Origin of the sequence: Streptomyces sp. NPDC058985, assembly GCF_042740985.1 — a bacterium.
Classification (GTDB): domain Bacteria; phylum Actinomycetota; class Actinomycetes; order Streptomycetales; family Streptomycetaceae; genus Streptomyces.
In genome coordinates this window covers 156,598-174,779 of the sequence record NZ_JBHYJX010000008.1, presented here as the reverse complement: position 1 = coordinate 174,779, position 18,182 = coordinate 156,598, and the positions used below count along the sequence as shown (strand labels likewise).

The window sequence follows — 18,182 nt, the reverse complement described above, 5'->3', positions numbered from 1 at the left end:
CCGTGGTTGCGGTCGCGCGCCAGCCCGTGGCCATGGTGATCTGCGGGTTGAGGACGGGAAACGCGTTGTAGACCATGCCCGAGCCAGTGATCTGGGTCAGACACAGGGCAGGGAGGGCCGCGCCGGTTGGTCGACGGCGACGGACGCAGGAGCAGCCGTGGAGCGGTCGTTCGTGCGGCGGTCAGCAACAACTCGTTGTCGTGGTCTGCGGCCCGGGCTGGGTGGCGTCGGAGGAGGCGCAGCATGTGCTTCCGGGCTGCTTGGCCAGGGTGTCCGCATCTGCCTTCACGACGTACACCTCCCACGCCTCCTGGCCGGGACCCTGCACCCACACCTTGTCCTGCACGGCGTAGCAACAGGCGGTGTCCTTCTCTTCACGGGTCGCCAGCCCCGTCCCGGCCAGCCGGGCGGTGGCTGCCTGGACCTCCTCGGCGGATGCCACCTCGATGCCGAGGTGGTCCAGGCGGGTGTCGTCGCCCTCCTCTCCCTCGATCAGGACGAGCTTGAGTGGTGGCTCGGTGATGGCGAAGTTGGCGTAGCCGTCACGGAGCTTGGCCGGCTCGGTGCCGAACAGCTTGCTGTAGAAGTCGATGGCGGACTGCAGGTCAGGGACTCGCAACGCGAGTTGGATCCGGGACATGAGGTCATTCCTCCTGACGGTGTGTTGGAGTGCGCTGACCGTAGTGCGCGTGTCTGCGCGTGCGGACTGACGCGCAGGGCAGGTCAGGCTTTGCAGCCGCTGCCGGGTGCGGTGACCGATCCCGGCGCGACGGCGGACAGCTCGACCAGTTGCGGAGCTGGGGGCGAACAGCAGCCTTCCGTTTCGGGCTTGGTGGCCTCGTCCGTGTCGAAGAGTCCGGAGCCACCGCACACGCCGGTTTCCGGCAGGACCAGTTCAACGCGGTCGGCCGCGTCGGTTTCGCCGGCCAGGGCGGCCACGACGGAGCGGACCTGCTCGTAGCCCGTCATCGCCAGGAACGTGGGAGCCCGTCCGTAGCTCTTCATGCCGACCAGGTAGACACCGGAGTCCGGGTGGGACAGTTCCCGATGGCCGTGCGGGTACACGGTGCCGCAGGAGTGCTGGTTGGGGTCGATCAGCGGGGCGAGTTCCACCGGCGCCTGCAGGCGGTCGTCCAAGCGCAGGCGGACCTCGGAGAGGAACGACAGATCGGGTCGGAAGCCGGTCAGGACGATGACCTCGTCCACGGCCTGGAGCCGACGGCCGTCCTCGGCGACAAGGATCAGCCGGCCCTCGGCGTCTCGTTCCACGCCTTCGGTGCGGAAGCCGGTGACCGCCTCGGCGTGACCTTCGTCGACGGCGGCCTTGGCCGCCAGACCGAGGGCGCCGCGCGCGGGCAGCTGGTCGGCGTCGCCGCCGCCGTAGGTGGAGCCGGAGAGACCCCGGCGCAGTACCCACACCGTCTCGGTCCTCGGGCTGTCCTGGGACCGTGACAGCTCGGCCAGGGCAGCGAGCGCGGTGAATGCCGAGGCGCCCGAGCCGATGACCGCGGTGCGCTTACCCGCGTAGCGTGCGCGCACCGCCGGGTCCGTGAGGTCGGGGACGCGGTAGCTGACGTGGGCGGAGGCCCTGTGCTCGCCGAGGGCGGGCAGACCGCTGCTGCCGGCCGGGGAGGGGAGGGACCAGGTGCCGGAGGCATCGATCACCGCGGAGGCGGTGATCCTTTCTTCCCGCCCGTCGGAGTGCTTCAGCTGCACGACGAACGGCTGTGCCTCACGGTCGGCGTCCACGACCCGGTCGCGACCGGCCTTCGAGACGCCGGTGACTCTGGCTCCGTAGCGGATCCGGTCGCCGAGGGCGTCGGCGAGTGGCTGCAGGTAGTGCTTCACCCAGTCGCCGCCACTGGGGTAGGCGCCGTCGTCGGGCGTGCTCCACCCGGTGGAGGCGAGCAGCTTCGCGGCGGTGGGGTCCACGACCTCGCCCCAGGTGGAGAACAGGCGGACGTGCGCCCACTCGCTCACGGCGTTGCCCGCACCGGTGCCGGCTTCCAGCACGAGCGGGGCGAGGCCTCGATCCAGTAGATGAGCTGCGGCGGCCAGCCCGATGGGTCCGGCGCCGATGACGACAACGGGGGAGGTGGGGGCGGCAGACGCGGTCACGACGACTCCTCGGGTTCGATGTTTGTCGATGCCCCCAGGATGACTCTGGGATTGACGTTCGTCAACATAGAAGTACATCTATTCCGCGCGAGGTCCGTGCCCGTCCGTGCCCGTTCGTGCGCAGAGGGGTTCCGTTTGCCGCTTGGCAAAGGATTTGATGCCTGTCAACATAGAGACATGTCGAATCTGGCTCTTGACTCCGCCAACGCGAACGCCGCCGCGTCCTGGTGCTGCCGGCCGCTGGGCGAGGAGGAGCTGTCCGCCGCCGACTCCGAGAAGATCGCCGCCATGTTCAAGGCGCTGTCCGATCCGGTCCGGCTGCGGCTGTTCTCGAAGATCGCCGCTCGCCCGGGCGGAGAGGCCTGTGTCTGCGACATCCAGGACGTCGGGGTATCGCAGCCCACGGTCAGCCACCACCTGCGCAAGCTGCGAGAGGCCGGACTTCTCGAGTCGGAGCGTCGTGCCAGCTGGGTGTACTACCGAGTGGCGCCCGGCGTTCTGTCAGCCATGGCGGGGCTGCTGTCACAGACCACCTGAACCGGTCCGCTCCGGGGGCCCACGGTGCAGCTCCGAGGGGATGCGGCAGCCCCTTGGGCGCCGCGACATATCCACCGGTAACGGATCCCAGAAGGCGCGTTGGGAGGGCAGCGCAGGCAGGTCGGCGCACAGCAGTCGGCAGCCGTGTCCCAGGTCCAGCTCCTGGTGATCAGCCCACGGCGGCAGCCGTCGATGCCGCCACGGGTTGAGCCAGGTGGACGGTCGCGTCGCACAGGGGCCCCACCTGTGCCGGGCCGTGGGAGACCAAGAGGACGGCCCGGCTTCCGCGTAGCGCCGAGATGGGCTGTTCGACCTTGTCCCTGCTGCGTTCGTCGAGTGCGCTGGTGGGTTCGTCGAGCAGCAGTCCTGCTGGCTCAAGAGCCAGAGCCCGGGCAAGACAGAGCCGTTGACGTTGTCCCCGGACAGGTTCTGCGCGGGTACGTCGAGCCGGTCGGCGACCTCCTTCCACAGCCCAGCCCCTCCAGCACAACTGTCGCCACCGTCCGGCTGCGGGCCAAAGGTCACCGGGGCGCCGGCAGTGCGGCCGCCGACCTGGTCATGGTCTTCAAGCTCGTCGAGTCCGCCCAGCAGCGGTGGCGGGCCGTGAACGCACCCCAGCTCGTCGCCCTGGACCGTGCCGGAGCCCGCTTCGAGCGCGGCCACCTCGTCGAACGCTCCGAGAGCCACGCGGCCTGAACGACCGCAATTGATACACAGGTCATGACTCCTACAACCGGCCTATCCACCCCAGCCTGAGGCCAGCCCCCTCAGAGGACCGGCAGCAGGGCCAGCGCGTCGGGCCGATGAGATTGCCGGTTGCCTGAAGTCTTCCTTGTGACACTCCCGCACCGTCGGCGGATCGGGAAACGCCGGATCCTCGATGCCATGGAGGAGAGACGGAGGCCCAGCATGAACAATCCGATTCGGCTGTACATGTCGATGTCGCTCGACGGCTATATCGCCGGCCCGGACGATCGGCCGGGGCAGGAGCTCGGACGCGACGGTGGACGGCTCTTCAACTGGCTCGACGACCGAGAGTCCGAGGGTCCGAGTGGCCAGGTCTACCGCGAAGCGCTGGCGACCGGCGCGGTGATCTCCGGCCGTCGGACCTTCGAACTAGCCGGACGCTGGCAGGGCGACCACCACGACGGCGTGCCGATCTTCGTACTCACCCACCGGGTGGATGACGGGGATGTGCCACCCGGCCACGCGCGTTTCGTCACCGATGCCGAGGACTGCGCCCGTCAGGCTCGCGCAGCCGCAGGGGACCGGCCGGTCATGGTCCACGGTGCGGGGGCGGCCCAAGCACTTCTCCGAGCCGGGCAGGTGGACGAGATGGAGATCCACCTGGTTCCGGTCCTCCTCGGGGCCGGCCGACGGCTGTTCGACCACCTGGGTAGTGATCACATCGAACTCGACCTCGTCCGACGGCTCGAGGACCGAGACGTCACGCACCTCCGCTACCGGGTGCGTCGGCCCGAGGAGGCCGCGTGAAGACACTCTTCGTCTCCTACCGCGTCACCGACTTGGACCGCTCGCTCGGTTTCTACACCGCCTTGGGCTACGTCGAATTGGGCAGGGTCGAGGTCGGCGACGGGGCTCGCCTCGTGATCCTCAAGTTCCCCGACGAACCGGCGGCCTCGCTCGAACTGGTCCACCGCCCCGGCGACCGACCGGTCGACGTAGGCAGCGGTTTCGACCACCTCGCGATCCAGGTCGAAACGCTCGACGCCACCCTGGAGACGCTGACCGAAGCCGGCCTGAGACCCGAACCCCTCCAGTACCCGGGCGGCCCTCACGGCCCGAAGACGTTGTGGCTCACGGACCCGGATGGTTACCGGATCGAGTTGGTGGAGTGGCCCTCCGGTCATCCCGACGGCATCACCGCAGCAGACTTCTCCTGAGGCGGTCACGGTCTGCGGAGTGACGAAGCTCCCCCTCGGTGCGACCGCGGTGCAACGCAACAATGCACCCCATCTGCAGGTCTTGACGATCACTCCTCTCGCTGTCGAGGGCACATGCGATCTTGTCGTCGGAGGACGCGCGGTTCTGCATGACCTGGGATGCCCGCGGCGTAAGCGGCGGTGGACGACGGTGACCGAGCGGGCGAACGGGTGAGGAAGGTGGCCTCCTCCGTAGCCTGACGGGTCTTCACAGATCGACGGAGACGATGTCGTCCTCCACGATCTCGGCGCCGAACCTCTCCGCCTGGCACGCATGCCGGCCATCAGTGGGAGGCGGTATATCCGGCCGGTTTTGAGTCGATGACTATGACAGGGTGAATCGTGCTCATGCGCTCGTCTCCGGTGCGATCTCCTTGAGAAGTCCCTCGACCAGTGCCTTGATCTCGTCGCGGATCGGGCGCACGGCTTCCACGCTCTGGCCGGCGGGGTCGTCGAGCTTCCAGTCCAAGTAGCGCTTGCCGGGGAAGACCGGGCAGGTGTCGCCGCAGCCCATCGTGATACACACGTCCGACTCCTTGACCGCGTCCGCGGTGAGGATCTTCGGTGTCTCGGCGGAGATGTCGATGCCGACCTCGGCCATCGCCGCGACGGCGGCCGGGTTGACGGCGTCGCCGGGGGTGGATCCAGCGGACCGAACCTCGACGAGGTCGCCGGCCAGGTGGTTCAGCCACGCAGCCGCCATCTGGGAGCGGCCGGCGTTGTGGACGCAGACGAACAGGACGGACGGCTTGCCGGAAGACTCGGCCATGATCATTTTCTCTCTGTCGCGCGACGGGAACAGCCGTCAATGACTTCAGGCCTCGCTGCTGTCAGCGGGCGATGATGTGAAAGTATCAGTACATGCTGACTTCAGTCGATACTGATGTGATCCGCGTGCTGGGCGATCCCCTGCGCCTGCGGATCGTGACTCTGCTGGCCCGCGAGACGCTCTGCACGACGCACCTGGTGGAGGAGACGGGGGCCAGGCAGACGAACCTCTCCAACCACATGAAGGTCCTGCGCGAGGCCGGGGTCGTGGAAACCGAACCGTGCGGCCGCTACACCTACTACAAGCTGCGCCCCGAGGTCCTGGCGGGACTGTCCGAGCAGTTCGCCGTCCTCGCGGCCTCCGCCCGTACCGCCGCCGGGAACAAGAGGGCCTGCCCGTGACCTCCTCGGAAACCAACACCACGGCCACGGCGCGACCAGTCGGCCAGGACGACTCGATCGTCAGGAAGCTCTCCACCCTCGACCGCTACCTCGCGGTCTGGATTCTTGTCGCCATGGCCGCCGGCCTCGGCCTGGGCCGTCTCGTCCCGGGTATGAACGACGCGCTCGCGAAGATCGAAGTCGGCGGTGTCTCGCTGCCGATCGCTGTCGGCCTGCTTGTCATGATGTACCCGGTCCTGGCCAAAGTCCGCTACGACAGGCTCGACTCCGTCACCCGCGACCGGAAGCTGATGGTGTCCTCGCTGGTCATCAACTGGCTCATCGGTCCAGCGGTGATGTTCGCACTGGCCTGGATCTTCCTGCCTGACCTGCCCGAGTACCGGACAGGGTTGATCATCGTCGGTCTGGCCCGCTGCATCGCCATGGTCATCATCTGGAACGACCTGGCCTGCGGTGACCGCGAAGCCGCCGCCGTCCTCGTAGCGTTGAACTCCGTCTTCCAGGTCATCGCGTTCGGGGTGCTCGGCTGGCTCTACCTGGACCTGCTGCCGCAGTGGCTCGGTCTCGGCGACGGCCAAGGTCTGGACGTGCCCGTCTGGCACATCGCCCTCAACGTCGTCGTGTTCCTGGGCATCCCGCTTCTCGCCGGCTTTCTCACCCGCCGCATCGGCGAGAAGAGAATGGGCCGCGAGTCCTACGAGGTGAACTTCCTCCCGAGAATCGGCCCTTGGGCTTTGTACGGTCTGCTGTTCACCATCGTCATCCTCTTCGCTCTGCAGGGGAAGACGATCACCTCGCAGCCGCTTGACGTGGTCCGGATCGCACTGCCGTTGCTGGTGTACTTCGCAGTCATGTTCTTCGGCAGCTTCATCCTCGGCAAGTCCCTCGGCCTCGCCTACGAGCGCACCAGCACCCTTGCTTTCACCGCTGCGGGCAACAACTTCGAACTGGCCATCGCGGTCGCCATCGCCACCTTCGGCGTCACCTCGGGACAGGCTCTCTCGGGCGTCGTCGGCCCTCTGATCGAGGTACCGGTCCTCATCGGACTCGTCTACGTCGCCCTCGCATGGCGCAAGAAGTTCACGTCCGGCACCCTCGCTTCATGAAGGGCGCAGTTGATGCGTTGCCGCCGTCGGTGCGATCGCAGCGCCAACCACCCCGCTCGCCTACTGGCGGACCGCGACGGCGATCTTGCCACGTGGGCGTCTGCGGCCCCCGCCGGCAGAGCCGCCCTCCAGCAGTGTGTGCGCCTGTGCGACGTCGGCCAGCGGTAGCACGGCGCCGATCACCGGCCGGAGTCCGCCCTGGTCGACCAGTCGGCCCAGTGCCTCGAGCTTCGCCCGGCCGGGGCTGACGAACAGGAAGTGGTAGGTCGCGTTCACGCCCCACGCGGCGAGCAGATTCTGCGGTTCGGGGGTGTCCACGATGGAGACCACGCGGCCTCGGTCGGCGAGGACCTCCGGGCTGCGGGCGAGGGTGTCCCCACCCACCGTGTCCAGCACGACGTCCACCCCACCCAGCGCGCGGACCTGCGGCACGTAGTCACCGGCCGAGAAGTCGATCACAGTGTCGGCTCCCAGTCCGGTGACGAACTCGTGATCCCTTGCCCGTGCGGTGGTCACCACCTCGGCTCCCAGTGCGCCGGCGAGCTGGATCGCGGCCGAGCCGACCCCGCCCGCTCCGCCGTGCACCAGGACCCGCTCCCCGGCCCGCACCCCGGCGCGTTCGACCAGCGCCTCCCACACCGTGACGCCCACGAGCGCGAGACCGGCGGCCTCGACGTGCGACAACCGGGTGGGCTTGCGGGCGACCAGGGCCTGGTCGACCACGTGGAACTCGGCGTAGGTTCCCTGCCCGGAGAAGATCGGCGCCAGGTACCAGACCTCGTCGCCCGGCTGGAAGTCGCCCGCCCCAGGGCCGCTCTCGACCACCACGCCGGACGCGTCGTTTCCGACCACCGCAGGCAGCGCTACCTGGTCACGGTAGTCGCCGCGCCGGGTCTGCAGGTCGAGAGGGTTCACGGACGTGGCCTCCACGCGCACCAGCAACTGGCCGGGTCCGGGAGTGGGTCTCGGCAGCTCTCGCGGGGCGAACGCGGTGTCCGCGTCGCCGAAGCAAACGAGTTCCATCACACGCATCAACGTCGTCATGAGACGACGGTAGATCGTCATATCGCGAATCGTCAATATGTGTGTGCGTTACGATCACCAGATGTTCTCGGAGGCGGAGTTGCTGGCTGTGTTCCGGGCCCTGTCCAACCCGGCCCGCCGCCAGATGCTGGTGTGGCTCAAGGAGCCGATGAGTTTCCCTGGCCAGAAGCCCGAGGACGTCGAGATCGGTGTCTGCGTCACCGACATCCAGCGGCGCACGGGTCTGGGGCAGTCAACCACCTCGCAGTACCTCGCGATGCTGCGGCAAGCAGGGCTGGTGGTCGCCACCCGGCGGGGCAAGTGGACCTACTACCGCCGCGACGAGGCGAACATCGCCCGCCTCCTGGAGACCCTGCGCGACGTCTTTTAGAGCACTTTCAGAGCGGATACCACTGTCCAGCAGCTTCCCTGCCTGCGAGCGTGCCGAGCTTCCCCGGGCCACGTGTGCGGACATGCACCCACCTCTCCATCCATCGACGCACGTGACGGACCGGCCCGCATCTTTTGCGGAGTGCCTGAACGGTGCAGCCGCGCCGTCCCGGCGCAACGGCACGCCCCGCCCCTCGAGAACCACGGCCCGTGTGAGGGAAGGGCCCGTCCGTTACCCGTCAGTGCCTGCGGGCGGGTCGGCGAAGACACCTTTCAGCATCCCGGTGGCCTGCCCCACCTCGATCAGGTAGCCGTCCGGGTCCCTCATGTAGCAGCGCACCTCCGCCTTGCGATCGATCGGCTCGGTCAGGAACCGCGCTCCCTTCGCGCTCGCATCCGCATAGAAGGCGGCGATGTCGGCCACCCGAACGTTGAGGAAGCTGGACACCCTCGCCGGCCCGCCCGTCGCCGGGTCCGGCGGCGGCTCCAGCGAGATGCCGGGCTTGTCGGGGGTGGGGCCGCCCCCGGGGTTCATGATGATCCAGCTGTTGGCGACCTTCACGATGGCCGGGTTCTCCTCCAGCACGATGTCCCCGCCCAGGACCTCGGCGTAGAAGCGCCGGGAGACCGCCACGTCGCGGACGGTCAGGAAGTGGGTGAGGACCAGCCCCTCGGCCGGAGCCGGCAGGTCTTGCTGTGCCATCGTCCATACCTCCTGATCGGAGAGTGGGGATCGGACGGACGTGACCCGAGTGCCCGCCTCCGGCCGTGCCCAGGCATCCCCGCACCCTGATCGCTTCGCCCCGGTGGGCGTGGCGGAGGCCGCAAACCCCCGGTGCCGCCCTACGGTGCTGGTCGCGGCGTTCTCGAACTGCTCACCACGCACCCAAGGGGAACCGATCATGGCAGGACCCGGAACGGAAGCAGGCGCGAGGTCCACAGACGGGAACGGGCCCCGTTTCGACGGGCTGCGGGCACTGTTCATCAACGCCACCCTCAAACGGTCACCCGAGATCAGCAACACCGGCGGCCTCATCGACCGCAGCGTGGAGATCATGCGGCACCACGGAGCGCAGGCCGACATCGTCCGGGCCGTCGACCACGACATCGCCACCGGTGTCTGGCCGGACATGACCGAGCACGGCGCTGCACGGGACGAGTGGCCCCAGCTCTACCGTCGCGTGATGGACGCGGACATCCTGGTCCTGTGCGGCCCCGTCTGGCTCGGGGACAACAGCTCCGTCATGAAGCAGGTCATCGAGCGCCTGTACGCCTGTTCCAGCGTGCTCAACGACGCAGGTCAGTATGCCTACTACGGCCGGGTCGCCGGCTGCCTGATCACCGGCAACGAAGACGGCGCCAAGCACTGTGCCATGAACGTCCTTTACAGCCTGCAGCACCTGGGCTACACCATCCCCCCGCAGGCCGACGCTGCCTGGGTCGGAGAGGCCGGGCCGGGACCGTCATATCTGGACGCCGGCTCCCGGGGGCCGGACAATGAATTCACCAACCGCAACACCACATTCATGACGTACAACCTGCTCCACCTGGCGGCGATGCTGCGCGCAGCCGGAGGCATCCCGCCATACGGCAACCAGCGCACCGCATGGGACGCCGGCTGCCGCGCCGACTCCAGCAACCCGGAACACCGATAGCCGAAGCGGAGGTGGACGCCGTGAGCCTCCAGCACTCATCCACCGCATCCGAGTCCTCGCACCGCGCAGCTTGGCCCGCACTACGGGTGGCCGACTGGACCAGAACCCGTGACACCCTGCACATGTGGACACAGATCGTAGGCAAGCTGCGGCTGGCCCACGCCCCCATGGTCAACCACTGGTGGCAGGTGACCCTCTACGTCACTCCGAGGGGCCTGACGACCAGCTCAGTGCCCTACGGCGACGGCGCCTTCGACGCTGAATTCGACTTCGTCGAACACCGGCTCGTCATCCGCAGCAGCAAGGGCGCGAGCCGCGAAGTGGCCCTGAAGCCCAAGTCGGTCGCGACCTTCTACGCCGAAACCATGCATGCCCTGAACGAGCTGGGCATCGAAGCTGCCTTCCAGCGCCGTCCCAACGAGGTGGAACCCTCCATCCCGTTCGCCGAGGACGAGCAGCACTGCTCCTACGACGGGACGGCAGCACAGCTCTTCTGGCGCCAACTGCTGCAGGCCAACCGTGTCCTGGGCCGATTCCGCGCGGAGTTCGTCGGCAAGGTCAGCCCCGTTCACTTCTTCTGGGGCGCCATGGACCTGGCCTGCACCCGCTTCTCCGGCCGGTCGGCTCCCACCCATCCGGGCGGCGCCCCGAACTGCGGCGACTGGGTGATGGTGGAAGGCTACTCACAGGAACTCTCCAGCTGCGGATTCTGGCCCGGCGGCGGCGACGAGGGTGCCTTCTACTCCTACGCGTACCCCGAGCCGGACGGTTTCGCCGCCCACCCGACTCGCCCCGACGGCGCCTACTACAGCACCGAGAACGGACAGTTCCTGCTGCCGTACGAGACCGTGCGCACCGCGCGCGATCCCGACCAGGCACTGATGGAATTCCTGCACACCACCTACGAGGCCGCTGCCGAGCACGGCGACTGGGACCGCGCCGCGCTGGAGAGCGATCCGGGCCGTTGGGACCGGACTGCAGTACGAGCAGCGCCGGGCTGAGCGTGTCGTGCCCTCGCGATCACGTACGTGGGCGCCGAGACCGAAGCAGCGCGAGGACGTGGCTGATCGTCTCGACCCTGTCGGGGGCTCATCAACCTTGGGTCGACGGTCAGGCAGTCTCGGGCGTCACCGACCCGGTGCGGACGCAGCTGATCCCGGCGACCCTGCCGGACACGCAGGCGTTCGGCAGGCAGGCCCCCGGCCGGCTCTTGGTCCTCGGCGAGAAGGCCGCGGTCAGGCTTGACCTCAAGTTAAGTTGACGTTGCAGGGTGGGTGTGCTGCTGCAGATCCACCGGGAGGAACAGGCATGCGCGCCGTTGTTCTGTACGAGTTCGGACCCGCTGAGAACCTCCGCCATGAGACTGTGCCCGACCCCGTGCCGGGCCCGGGTGAGGTTCTCGTGCTCGTGAAGGCCGCAGGGGTCCATCAGATCGAGACGGCCATGCGGGAAGGGCTGGAGATCGGTCCGCCGCTTCCCGGGCTTCCGGCGATTTTCGGGGGAGAGGTGGCCGGCGTCGTCAAGGCGGTCGGGCCGGCGGTGGACGAGTCCTGGATCGGCGCCGACGTGGTGACCGCGCACGGCAGACCCGGGGGCTACGCCGAGTTCGCCGTCGCCGACGTGTCGTCCCTGCACCGGATTCCGGCCGGAGTGGGGCACGAGGCCGCCGTCACGATGGTCGTGACGGGTGCAACGACCATGGGCCTGCTCGACATCGCGGAACTCACCTCCGGCGACGTGGTCCTGGTCACCTCCGCGGCCGGTGGCATCGGCCGTCTGGTCGTTCAGTTCGCCGGCCGACTCGGCGCCACGGTCATCGGAGCGGCCGGGGGAGCGGCCAAGATCGCGGCCTTGCGCGAGCTGGGAGCGGACATCGCTGTCGACTACAACCTGCCGGACTGGGCGGGTACGGTTCGCGATGCCTTGGGCGGGCGCGGCGTCACGGTCGTTCTGGACGGTGTCGAGGGCGACAAGGGACGGACGGCCTTCGAGCTGCTGGCCGAAGGCGGTCGGTACATCACCATCGGGGCTGCCTCGCGGGAGGAGTTCCGTCCCGATGAGGCTGAGTTGAAGGAGCGCGGTGTGCACTTCACCGACGCGCTGGCCCTGCTGCTGGACGGCCAGGACGCCGCCGCCGACGAGGGCCGCGCGCTGGCGGCGGCCGCCGGGGGGATCCTGGTGCCCGCCTTCCAGACCTTCCCCCTGTCGCAGGCGGCTGAGGCGCACGCCGCTCTGGAAGCCAGGGCAACAACGGGCAAGGTCGTCCTGGTCCCCGACGCACAGGCCCCCGCATAGTGGGCCGCGCCCGTTCTTCCAGCGCGTCGCCGAAGGGGAGGTAGTGCGGACTGGGTGCATCTCGACATCCCGGTCGGCACCGGGCTCGCGGGGGACGAGCGCCTCGCCGCACTCGAAGCAGAGTGCGCACGACTGATCGCGCTCGGTGCGACCCACGTGCAAACGCCGTACGCCGATGAGGAAAACGAGTCGTGCATCCCCATGCTGGACACCGAGGGCAACGAGTTCTGCATCGACTGATCGCGGACTCGTGGCGTCGGGTGGTCAGGACCGCGGGGATGTCCCGATCCACCTGACCGGCGTCACTCCGCATCAGGGGCGTCCAAGCCGGACGCCTCCCCGTGCGACACCCGATCGACCCGCACCACCCGTGTCTTCGCGGGGGAGCCGACCTCACCGCGCCGCAGAAGGACCACGGCCTTCGCGCTGATCCACTCCGTGACAGAGCGCAGGGCACAGGATCAGACGAAGGCCGTCTTCACGTCCGCCGAACTGCGAAACGCCGATCGAGTGAGAGTCGCCTCGTTCAACGTCGGACGGTGAACCTCGAGGTCAGGGCAGGTTCCATTTCTGGTTGGCGTCGGTGTGGCAGGTCCACAGGTGGACCGGGGTTCCGTCGTTCCAGGTTCCGCCGGAGGCGTCGAGGCACTTGCCGGACTGCGGATTGCGTACCGTGCCGTCGGCCTGTGGCTGCCAGGACTGCGCGCCGGAACCGTTGCAGGTCCAGAGTTGGATGCGCGTGCCGTCCGCGCTGCCGCCGTTGGAGACATCGAGGCACTTGCCCAGTGCCGTGATCGTGCCGTCTCCAGGCAGCGTCCACCTCTGCGCGGCCGTGCCGTTGCACGTCCACAGCTGGACCTTCGTACCGTCCGCGGTCTGCGAGTTGTCGACGTCCAGGCACTTGCCGTTCACGCCCTTCACCTCACCCGTGCCGGAGATCGCGCCCGGCAACTTGTTGAGCGTGTACCACGCCTCGGTGCTCCACAGGGCCTCGCCTCCCGTGGAGCTGAAGGGACGCGGTGAGCGGACATGGACCACCCGGTCCGCCTTGAGGCCGGGAATGGCCAGGGTGACCGTCCTGCCGTCGGCGGACAGGGTGGCCGACTGGGCGGTGAGGGTCTCCTGGTCGACCTTGGGGCCGCCGTAGTCGGCGGTCGGGACGTAGCGCCACTGCTTGATCTTGTAGCGTCCGGCCAGGCCTGCCGCGGTCTCCTCGGAGAGCGGCTGGGTGTACTCCAGCTCGAAACCGCCGGGCACAGCCCGCATGGCGCGGATGTCGAAGGCGTCCGTGCCGTTCGGCGTCAGCTTCTGCAGGCCGTGGCTCAGTTTCCCCTCCTGGCCCCAGTTGCCGCCCGCGCCCAGGCCGCCCGCGTAGAGCGCTCCGTCCGGACCGATGCTGATCCGTGTGACGCCTGCCTCCAGGCCCTGGGTGAGGCGGAAGACGGCACCCTGGTACTCACCGCCGACCTTCTCCAGATAGCCGCGCTGGACGCCGCCGTAGGTGACGTCGCCGAAGAGCATCTGCCCGGCGAACGGTCCTTCGGTCAACTGCAGGGGTGTGCTGGGCGAGTTGCCGATCTCGTTCTGCGGCAGCCACAGTACCGGCTGGGTCACCGGCTTGTTGTCGAAGGGGCCGTCCGGGTTGGTGTAGTGGTTGAAGAAGCGGTCCTGCTTGATGTGGACCAGCTTCGACGAGGGCAGCCACCCGCCCTGGTTGTCGGTGACGAAGATCCCGCCCTCGGGGCCCCATCCGATGCCGTTGGGCGTCCGCAGCCCGCCGGCGATGTAGTCGACCTTTCCCGTCTCCTTGTTCACCTTGATGGTGGTGCCGCGGTTCTGGTCGGGCTGCGGGTCGGTCGTGGCGCCGCCGTAGTTGATGGAGACGGAGAGGTTCAAGTAGAAGGAGCCATCCTTGTAGAGCAGGCCGAAGGCGAACTCGTGGAAGTTGCCGCCGAAGGGCCAGGTCGCCACCCTGCGGTAGGTGTCGGTGACCTCGTCGCCGTTGGTGTCGTTCAGTTCGGTCAGCTCGTGCTTCTGGGAGACGTAGAGCTTTCCGTCGACGTACTTGATGCCCATCGGCTCCTTGAGGCCCGAGGCCACCTTCTTCGCCGTCACCTTGTCAGGGCCGGTGTTCCCGGTGACGTTGTCCAGGAGATAGACCTCTCCCGTGGTGTTGTTGCTGCCGCCCCAGGTGGTGATGGCCAGCCGGCCGTCCGGCAGCCAGTCCATCGCGGAGACCTGCGGCTCGAAACCTGCGGGACGCAGGTCGGTGAGGGTGTAGTTCGGATGCACTCCCGTCAGGGGCAGGCCGTCGCCCGGCGAGTCCGTGCCGCCCTCGCACTCCTTCTGGCCGGGCGCGGTCACCCGGACGACGTCCGCGTCGGTGCTGAGCGCCGAGTTCGGTACGACGGAGAACCCGGAGGCGCCCGGCGGCTTCCAGGCCAGGGTCAACTGCTGGCCCCCGTCGCGCTCGAAGTGCTCGATGCGCAGCGAGTGGTACCCGGCCGTCAGCTCTGCGGTGCCGTCCTTCGGCTCCGGACCGTGCAGGCCGTCGTGATCGATGACCAGTTGGTCGTCGATCCAGAGGCGGGAACCGTCGTCGCTCGTGAGGCGGAAGGCATAGCTGCCCGCGCCCGGGGCGTTGAGGTTGCCGAGGGCGTGGGTGACGAAGCCGCTGTCCAGGCCGAAGTCGTCGACCGAGGACCAGTCGATCACCGGCATCAGCTTGTCGATGTTGGGCGTCTGGCCGGCCTTGAGCGTGCAGATCCCGCTCAACGGGGTCTGCACGTCGAAGACGCGCATGGTGACGCCCGGTTCCTGCGGGGGCAGATCGGCGGCGGCCGCGTCCTGCGCCGGGGCGGGAGACGACGACAGTCCGACGGCCAGCAGGGAGGCGACGAGCGCGCCGGCCAGGCGTCTGCCCAGGCGGTGGGGGTACAGGTGTGGATACACGTGACCTCCTGACGGCCCCCGGGGGCAGGGGGCTCGGTCGGATGGGTGGGAGATCCACCGCGGCCGGGACGCGCCGTCGTCCCGGACTCGGCAGGGTGCGGACGGGGACTGGAGCCGCCCCCGCGCCGGGCTCGGTGAGGTGTCTTGAGGACGGTGCGGTCTCCGTCGGGGACGGGTCCTCACGGCTGGTTCCTCACGGCCGTTTCTTCACGGCCGTTTCTTCACGGCCGGTTTCTCAGGGCAGGGTCCACTTCTGGTTGGGGCCGGTGTGGCAGGTCCACAGGTGGACCGGGGTTCCGTCGTTCCAGGTTCCGCCGGAGGCGTCGAGGCACTTGCCGGACTGCGGATTGCGTACCGTGCCGTCGGCCTGTGGCTGCCAGGACTGCGCGCCGGAACCGTTGCAGGTCCAGAGTTGGATGCGCGTGCCGTCCGCGCTGCCACCGCCGGAGACGTCCAGGCACTTGCCCAGTGCCTTCACCGTGCCGTCTCCCTGTACCGTCCACTTCTGCGCGGCCGTGCCGTTGCACGTCCACAACTGGACCTTCGTACCGTCCGCGGTCTGCGAGTTGTCGACGTCCAGGCATTTGCCGTTCACGCCCTTCACCTCGCCCGCCGACGGCCCGGCGTTCAGTACCTTGGCCCGGATGTTGCGGAACGACACCGTGTCACCGTCACCGTGGTTCTGGATGCCGATGTGTCCCTGGCGGAGGCTGCGGGCGGGGTCGGTGTTGGTGAAGTCGTTGATCCTGCGGCCGTTGAGGAAGATTTCCAGCCGTTCCCCGGTGACGCGGAGTTCGTAGGTGTTCCACTCTCCGGGCGGGTTGAGCGCGGCGTCCCGTGCGGCGACGTCCGCCGCCTGGAACCCGTACACGGAGCCCGTGGTGCGGTCCGGGGAGTCGCTGGCGTCGATCTGGATCTCGTAGCCGTTGTTGACCGCGGACCAGGGGTCGTCGGAGGCGGGGAAGCCCAGGAAGACACCGGAGTTGGAGTCGTCGTCCATCCTCCAGTCCAGCTTCACGGAGTAGTCACCGGTGAACTCCTTGGCGGTGTACCACATCATGCCGAGGCCGCCGTACGACGTCAGGGAGTCGTCGGCGAGCGTGAAACCGCCGGGACCCGCCTGGCTCCAGCCACTGGTGCCGGAGCCGTCGAAGAGGCTGCTGTAGCCGGTTTCCGGACGGCAGTCCGACTCGGTCATGCCGGCCGCCCACCGGACACCGCCCAGCAGGTGGCGGCGGAACTCGGGCTGTCCGTAGGACTCGTCGGTGTGGCCGCCACCGGTGTAGAAGGCACGGCCGCCTTCGTAGTCCTTGCACCAGGCGATCGGATGGTCGCCGGACATGGAACCGCCGGAGTAGCTCGACTCGTCCAGTGAGGCCAGAACGCGTGCGGAGGCACGCGGGTTGGTGCGGTAGTTGTACCACTCGTCGGTGCGCTGCCAGGCCCGGTCGAGATGGGCGGTGGCGTCGTGGGCCCGGTCCTCGACCTGGACGGTGGCGGACTGGACGGCGGGATGGGACTGGAAGAGGGCGCCCGCCAGACCCTCGTAGAACGGCCAGTCGTACTCGGTGTCCGCGGCCGCGTGCACGCCGACGTAGCCGCCGCCGTCGTTGATGTACTGCTCGAAGGCCGTCTGCTGGGCGTCGTTCAGCACGTCGCCCGTGGTCGAGAGGAAGACCACCGCCTCATAGGGGGCCAGGCCGGCCGTCGTGAAGGCTCCCGCGTCCTCGGTGGCGTCGACGGTGAAGTTGTTGGCCGTGCCCAATTCGCGCAGGGCCGCCAGGCCGTCGTCGATCGAAGAGTGGCGGAATCCGGCCGTCTTGGAGAAGACCAGGACCTCGTAGTGGGGGTCGGCGGCTGCCTGTGCCGCCTGAGCGGCGGGCGCCGACGGCGGGGACGGTCTCTCGGGCGCTGCCGCGGCGTACGGTGTGGCACTCAGCGCTGCCGCCGCGATCAGGGCCAGGGTACTGATCAGTTTTCTGGGCAAGACGGCGTCATCTCCTTCGATGAGAGGGATGGACTGCGCAGTTACGGTCCCGGATCCCGGCCGTCAGACCTCGAAGTCCGGGCATGCTGTGCCGCGACGGGAGATGCCCGACGCGGAAGTGTCCGCCGACGCCGTCGGCCGGAGTCGATCGCTCTGCCGGCCTGGAGTGCTGCTTCCCAACGGTCGTTTCGTGCGCACAGGTGTCTCCCGAAGCTGTGAGGGGTTGAGGCATGCATGCCCGTCAGGGGGCATGTGTGGGGAGTACTGGCGCGCGCCGTCGCGCCGATGTGCGGCTGCCGGAGGTCATGACATGGCCGCAACAATGAAGCTAGCGGTCATCGGGTGTGTGCGTAAGACCTTCAGCACGAAACACGGTTACTTTTCCCTTGATCGGGACAAAGGGGTCCTGGAGCGCGTTCGGGCGCCCTGTTGCCGTCGCGAACGTGGTGGCGAGGCCGGTCACACGAAGAAGCTGTCGTGGCGCACGAAGAACTCCGCGCGCTCCTCTTCGCTGAGGCCGTCGAGCCGGGTGACGCCTTCGAAGTAGTCCTCTCGGGGCGCACCCGGGGCGAAGAGCATGAGCATGGAGGCGGGTTCGCCGGATTCGTTGCGGAAGGCGTGCAACCCGCCGACCGGTACGTACAGGTAGTCGCCGGAGGTGGCGTCGATCCAGCGTCGCCCGTCGAAGAGCCGCATGGTGCCGGACAGGATGAAGAACGACTCGGACATGGCCTTGTGGAAGTGTGTACTGGGCCCGCCGGACTCCGGGCCCATGTCCACCCGGTACAGGCCGTACTCGCCGCCGGTGGAGACGGTGGTGGACAGGTAGTGGTAGGCGGTGCCCCGGGAGACGTTGGGGCCGTCGGTGGCGACGGGCCGGGAGACGAAGTCGGGCGGGGTCGTGGCGGGGCGGAAGTCGGCGTTGATCTCGCCGTGTTCACCGAAGTAGCGGGGGTCGGGGTAGGACACGGTCACTCCATGGGCGTACGAGAAGGAAGAGCAGGCT

General features: G+C 68.3%; 17 protein-coding genes and 4 pseudogenes. 11 read left to right on the top strand and 10 right to left on the bottom strand.

All coding sequences use genetic code 11. The annotated features are described in order from the left end of the window. Nucleotides 1-181: 181 nt before the first annotated feature. Together ACFW01_RS10170 and ACFW01_RS10165 are read right to left on the bottom strand one after the other, a co-directional pair. A complete protein-coding gene (locus ACFW01_RS10170) occupies nucleotides 182-640 on the bottom strand; it encodes an ArsI/CadI family heavy metal resistance metalloenzyme (RefSeq protein ID WP_384502879.1) in 459 nt (152 codons plus the stop codon). A gap of 83 nt (nucleotides 641-723) precedes the next feature. Further along, complete coding sequence (locus ACFW01_RS10165; protein ID WP_384502878.1) at nucleotides 724-2,118, bottom strand: NAD(P)-binding domain-containing protein; 1,395 nt, start codon at nucleotides 2,116-2,118, stop codon at nucleotides 724-726. Nucleotides 2,119-2,295: 177 nt separating this feature from the next. Here ACFW01_RS10165 and ACFW01_RS10160 point away from each other — a divergent pair, with 177 nt between their 5' ends. Further along, nucleotides 2,296-2,655, top strand: coding sequence for an ArsR/SmtB family transcription factor (locus ACFW01_RS10160; protein WP_384502876.1), 360 nt, complete (start codon nucleotides 2,296-2,298; stop codon nucleotides 2,653-2,655). Between the two features lie 169 nt (nucleotides 2,656-2,824). On the opposite strand, the pseudogene ACFW01_RS10155 reads toward ACFW01_RS10160, so the two are convergent. Further along, a pseudogene (locus ACFW01_RS10155) lies at nucleotides 2,825-3,132 on the bottom strand (ATP-binding cassette domain-containing protein); the annotation flags it as partial. A 9-nt stretch (nucleotides 3,133-3,141) separates the two neighbouring features. On the opposite strand from ACFW01_RS10155, the pseudogene ACFW01_RS10150 reads away from it, so the two are divergent. The 3 genes and pseudogenes from ACFW01_RS10150 to ACFW01_RS10140 all read left to right on the top strand — a co-directional run. Further along, nucleotides 3,142-3,351, top strand: a pseudogene (locus ACFW01_RS10150) (IS256 family transposase); the annotation flags it as partial. Between the two features lie 213 nt (nucleotides 3,352-3,564). Beyond that, the gene (locus tag ACFW01_RS10145; RefSeq protein ID WP_384502985.1) at nucleotides 3,565-4,149 is read left to right on the top strand and encodes a dihydrofolate reductase family protein; all 585 of its coding nucleotides are present in this window, start codon (nucleotides 3,565-3,567) and stop codon (nucleotides 4,147-4,149) included. Further along, entirely contained in the window at nucleotides 4,146-4,559 is a 414-nt protein-coding gene (locus tag ACFW01_RS10140; RefSeq protein WP_384502874.1) for a VOC family protein, read from the top strand. Before ACFW01_RS10145 ends, ACFW01_RS10140 begins: the two co-directional genes overlap by 4 nt. Nucleotides 4,560-4,656: 97 nt before the next feature. Here ACFW01_RS10140 and ACFW01_RS10135 read toward each other — a convergent pair. Together ACFW01_RS10135 and ACFW01_RS10130 are read right to left on the bottom strand one after the other, a co-directional pair. Then, nucleotides 4,657-4,795 (bottom strand): annotated as a pseudogene (locus tag ACFW01_RS10135) (NAD-binding protein); the annotation flags it as partial. Nucleotides 4,796-4,944: 149 nt separating this feature from the next. Further along, the gene (locus tag ACFW01_RS10130) at nucleotides 4,945-5,367 is read right to left on the bottom strand and encodes an arsenate reductase ArsC (RefSeq protein WP_384502872.1); all 423 of its coding nucleotides are present in this window, start codon (nucleotides 5,365-5,367) and stop codon (nucleotides 4,945-4,947) included. 92 nt (nucleotides 5,368-5,459) lie between these two features. Here ACFW01_RS10130 and ACFW01_RS10125 point away from each other — a divergent pair, with 92 nt between their 5' ends. Beyond that, nucleotides 5,460-5,768: an ArsR/SmtB family transcription factor gene (locus ACFW01_RS10125; RefSeq protein WP_384502870.1), complete on the top strand. Its 309-nt coding sequence runs from the start codon at nucleotides 5,460-5,462 to the stop codon at nucleotides 5,766-5,768. Beyond that, nucleotides 5,765-6,874, top strand: a complete 1,110-nt coding sequence (gene arsB, locus ACFW01_RS10120; RefSeq protein ID WP_384502868.1) for an ACR3 family arsenite efflux transporter — start codon at nucleotides 5,765-5,767, stop codon at nucleotides 6,872-6,874. Before ACFW01_RS10125 ends, arsB begins: the two co-directional genes overlap by 4 nt. 60 nt (nucleotides 6,875-6,934) lie before the next feature. Here the strand turns inward: arsB and ACFW01_RS10115 are convergent, their stop codons facing one another. Continuing rightward, on the bottom strand, nucleotides 6,935-7,918 hold the full coding sequence (locus tag ACFW01_RS10115; protein ID WP_384502866.1) for a zinc-binding dehydrogenase: 984 nt from the start codon (nucleotides 7,916-7,918) through the stop codon (nucleotides 6,935-6,937). Nucleotides 7,919-7,979: 61 nt separating this feature from the next. Here ACFW01_RS10115 and ACFW01_RS10110 point away from each other — a divergent pair, with 61 nt between their 5' ends. Next, nucleotides 7,980-8,288 carry a helix-turn-helix transcriptional regulator gene (locus ACFW01_RS10110; RefSeq protein WP_161328243.1) on the top strand — a complete coding sequence of 103 codons (309 nt, stop codon included), beginning with the start codon at nucleotides 7,980-7,982 and terminating at the stop codon, nucleotides 8,286-8,288. A gap of 231 nt (nucleotides 8,289-8,519) precedes the next feature. Here ACFW01_RS10110 and ACFW01_RS10105 read toward each other — a convergent pair whose 3' ends face one another. Then, nucleotides 8,520-8,990: a VOC family protein gene (locus ACFW01_RS10105; protein WP_384502864.1), complete on the bottom strand. Its 471-nt coding sequence runs from the start codon at nucleotides 8,988-8,990 to the stop codon at nucleotides 8,520-8,522. Nucleotides 8,991-9,189: 199 nt separating this feature from the next. Between ACFW01_RS10105 and ACFW01_RS10100 the strand changes: the two genes are divergently transcribed. The 4 genes and pseudogenes from ACFW01_RS10100 (at nucleotide 9,190) to ACFW01_RS10085 (ending at nucleotide 12,477) form a co-directional block, all read left to right on the top strand. Further along, nucleotides 9,190-9,942 (top strand): flavodoxin family protein, encoded by a 753-nt coding sequence (locus ACFW01_RS10100; RefSeq protein ID WP_234957449.1) that lies wholly within the window; start codon nucleotides 9,190-9,192, stop codon nucleotides 9,940-9,942. Between the two features lie 20 nt (nucleotides 9,943-9,962). After that, nucleotides 9,963-10,943, top strand: a complete 981-nt coding sequence (locus ACFW01_RS10095; RefSeq protein ID WP_384502861.1) for a DUF5996 family protein — start codon at nucleotides 9,963-9,965, stop codon at nucleotides 10,941-10,943. Nucleotides 10,944-11,250: 307 nt separating this feature from the next. After that, nucleotides 11,251-12,237: a zinc-binding dehydrogenase gene (locus ACFW01_RS10090; RefSeq protein ID WP_234957447.1), complete on the top strand. Its 987-nt coding sequence runs from the start codon at nucleotides 11,251-11,253 to the stop codon at nucleotides 12,235-12,237. Beyond that, nucleotides 12,158-12,477 (top strand): annotated as a pseudogene (locus ACFW01_RS10085) (VOC family protein). The gene ACFW01_RS10090 and the pseudogene ACFW01_RS10085 overlap by 80 nt, the downstream one beginning before the upstream one ends. 312 nt (nucleotides 12,478-12,789) lie before the next feature. Here ACFW01_RS10085 and ACFW01_RS10080 read toward each other — a convergent pair. The 3 genes from ACFW01_RS10080 to ACFW01_RS10070 form a co-directional block, all read right to left on the bottom strand. Next, nucleotides 12,790-15,189 carry a ricin-type beta-trefoil lectin domain protein gene (locus ACFW01_RS10080; RefSeq protein WP_384502859.1) on the bottom strand — a complete coding sequence of 800 codons (2,400 nt, stop codon included), beginning with the start codon at nucleotides 15,187-15,189 and terminating at the stop codon, nucleotides 12,790-12,792. Nucleotides 15,190-15,424: 235 nt separating this feature from the next. Continuing rightward, entirely contained in the window at nucleotides 15,425-17,176 is a 1,752-nt protein-coding gene (locus tag ACFW01_RS10075) for a ThuA domain-containing protein (protein WP_384502857.1), read from the bottom strand. A 459-nt stretch (nucleotides 17,177-17,635) separates the two neighbouring features. Next, on the bottom strand, nucleotides 17,636-18,151 hold the full coding sequence (locus ACFW01_RS10070) for a cupin domain-containing protein (RefSeq protein ID WP_384502855.1): 516 nt from the start codon (nucleotides 18,149-18,151) through the stop codon (nucleotides 17,636-17,638). Nucleotides 18,152-18,182 lie beyond the last annotated feature (31 nt).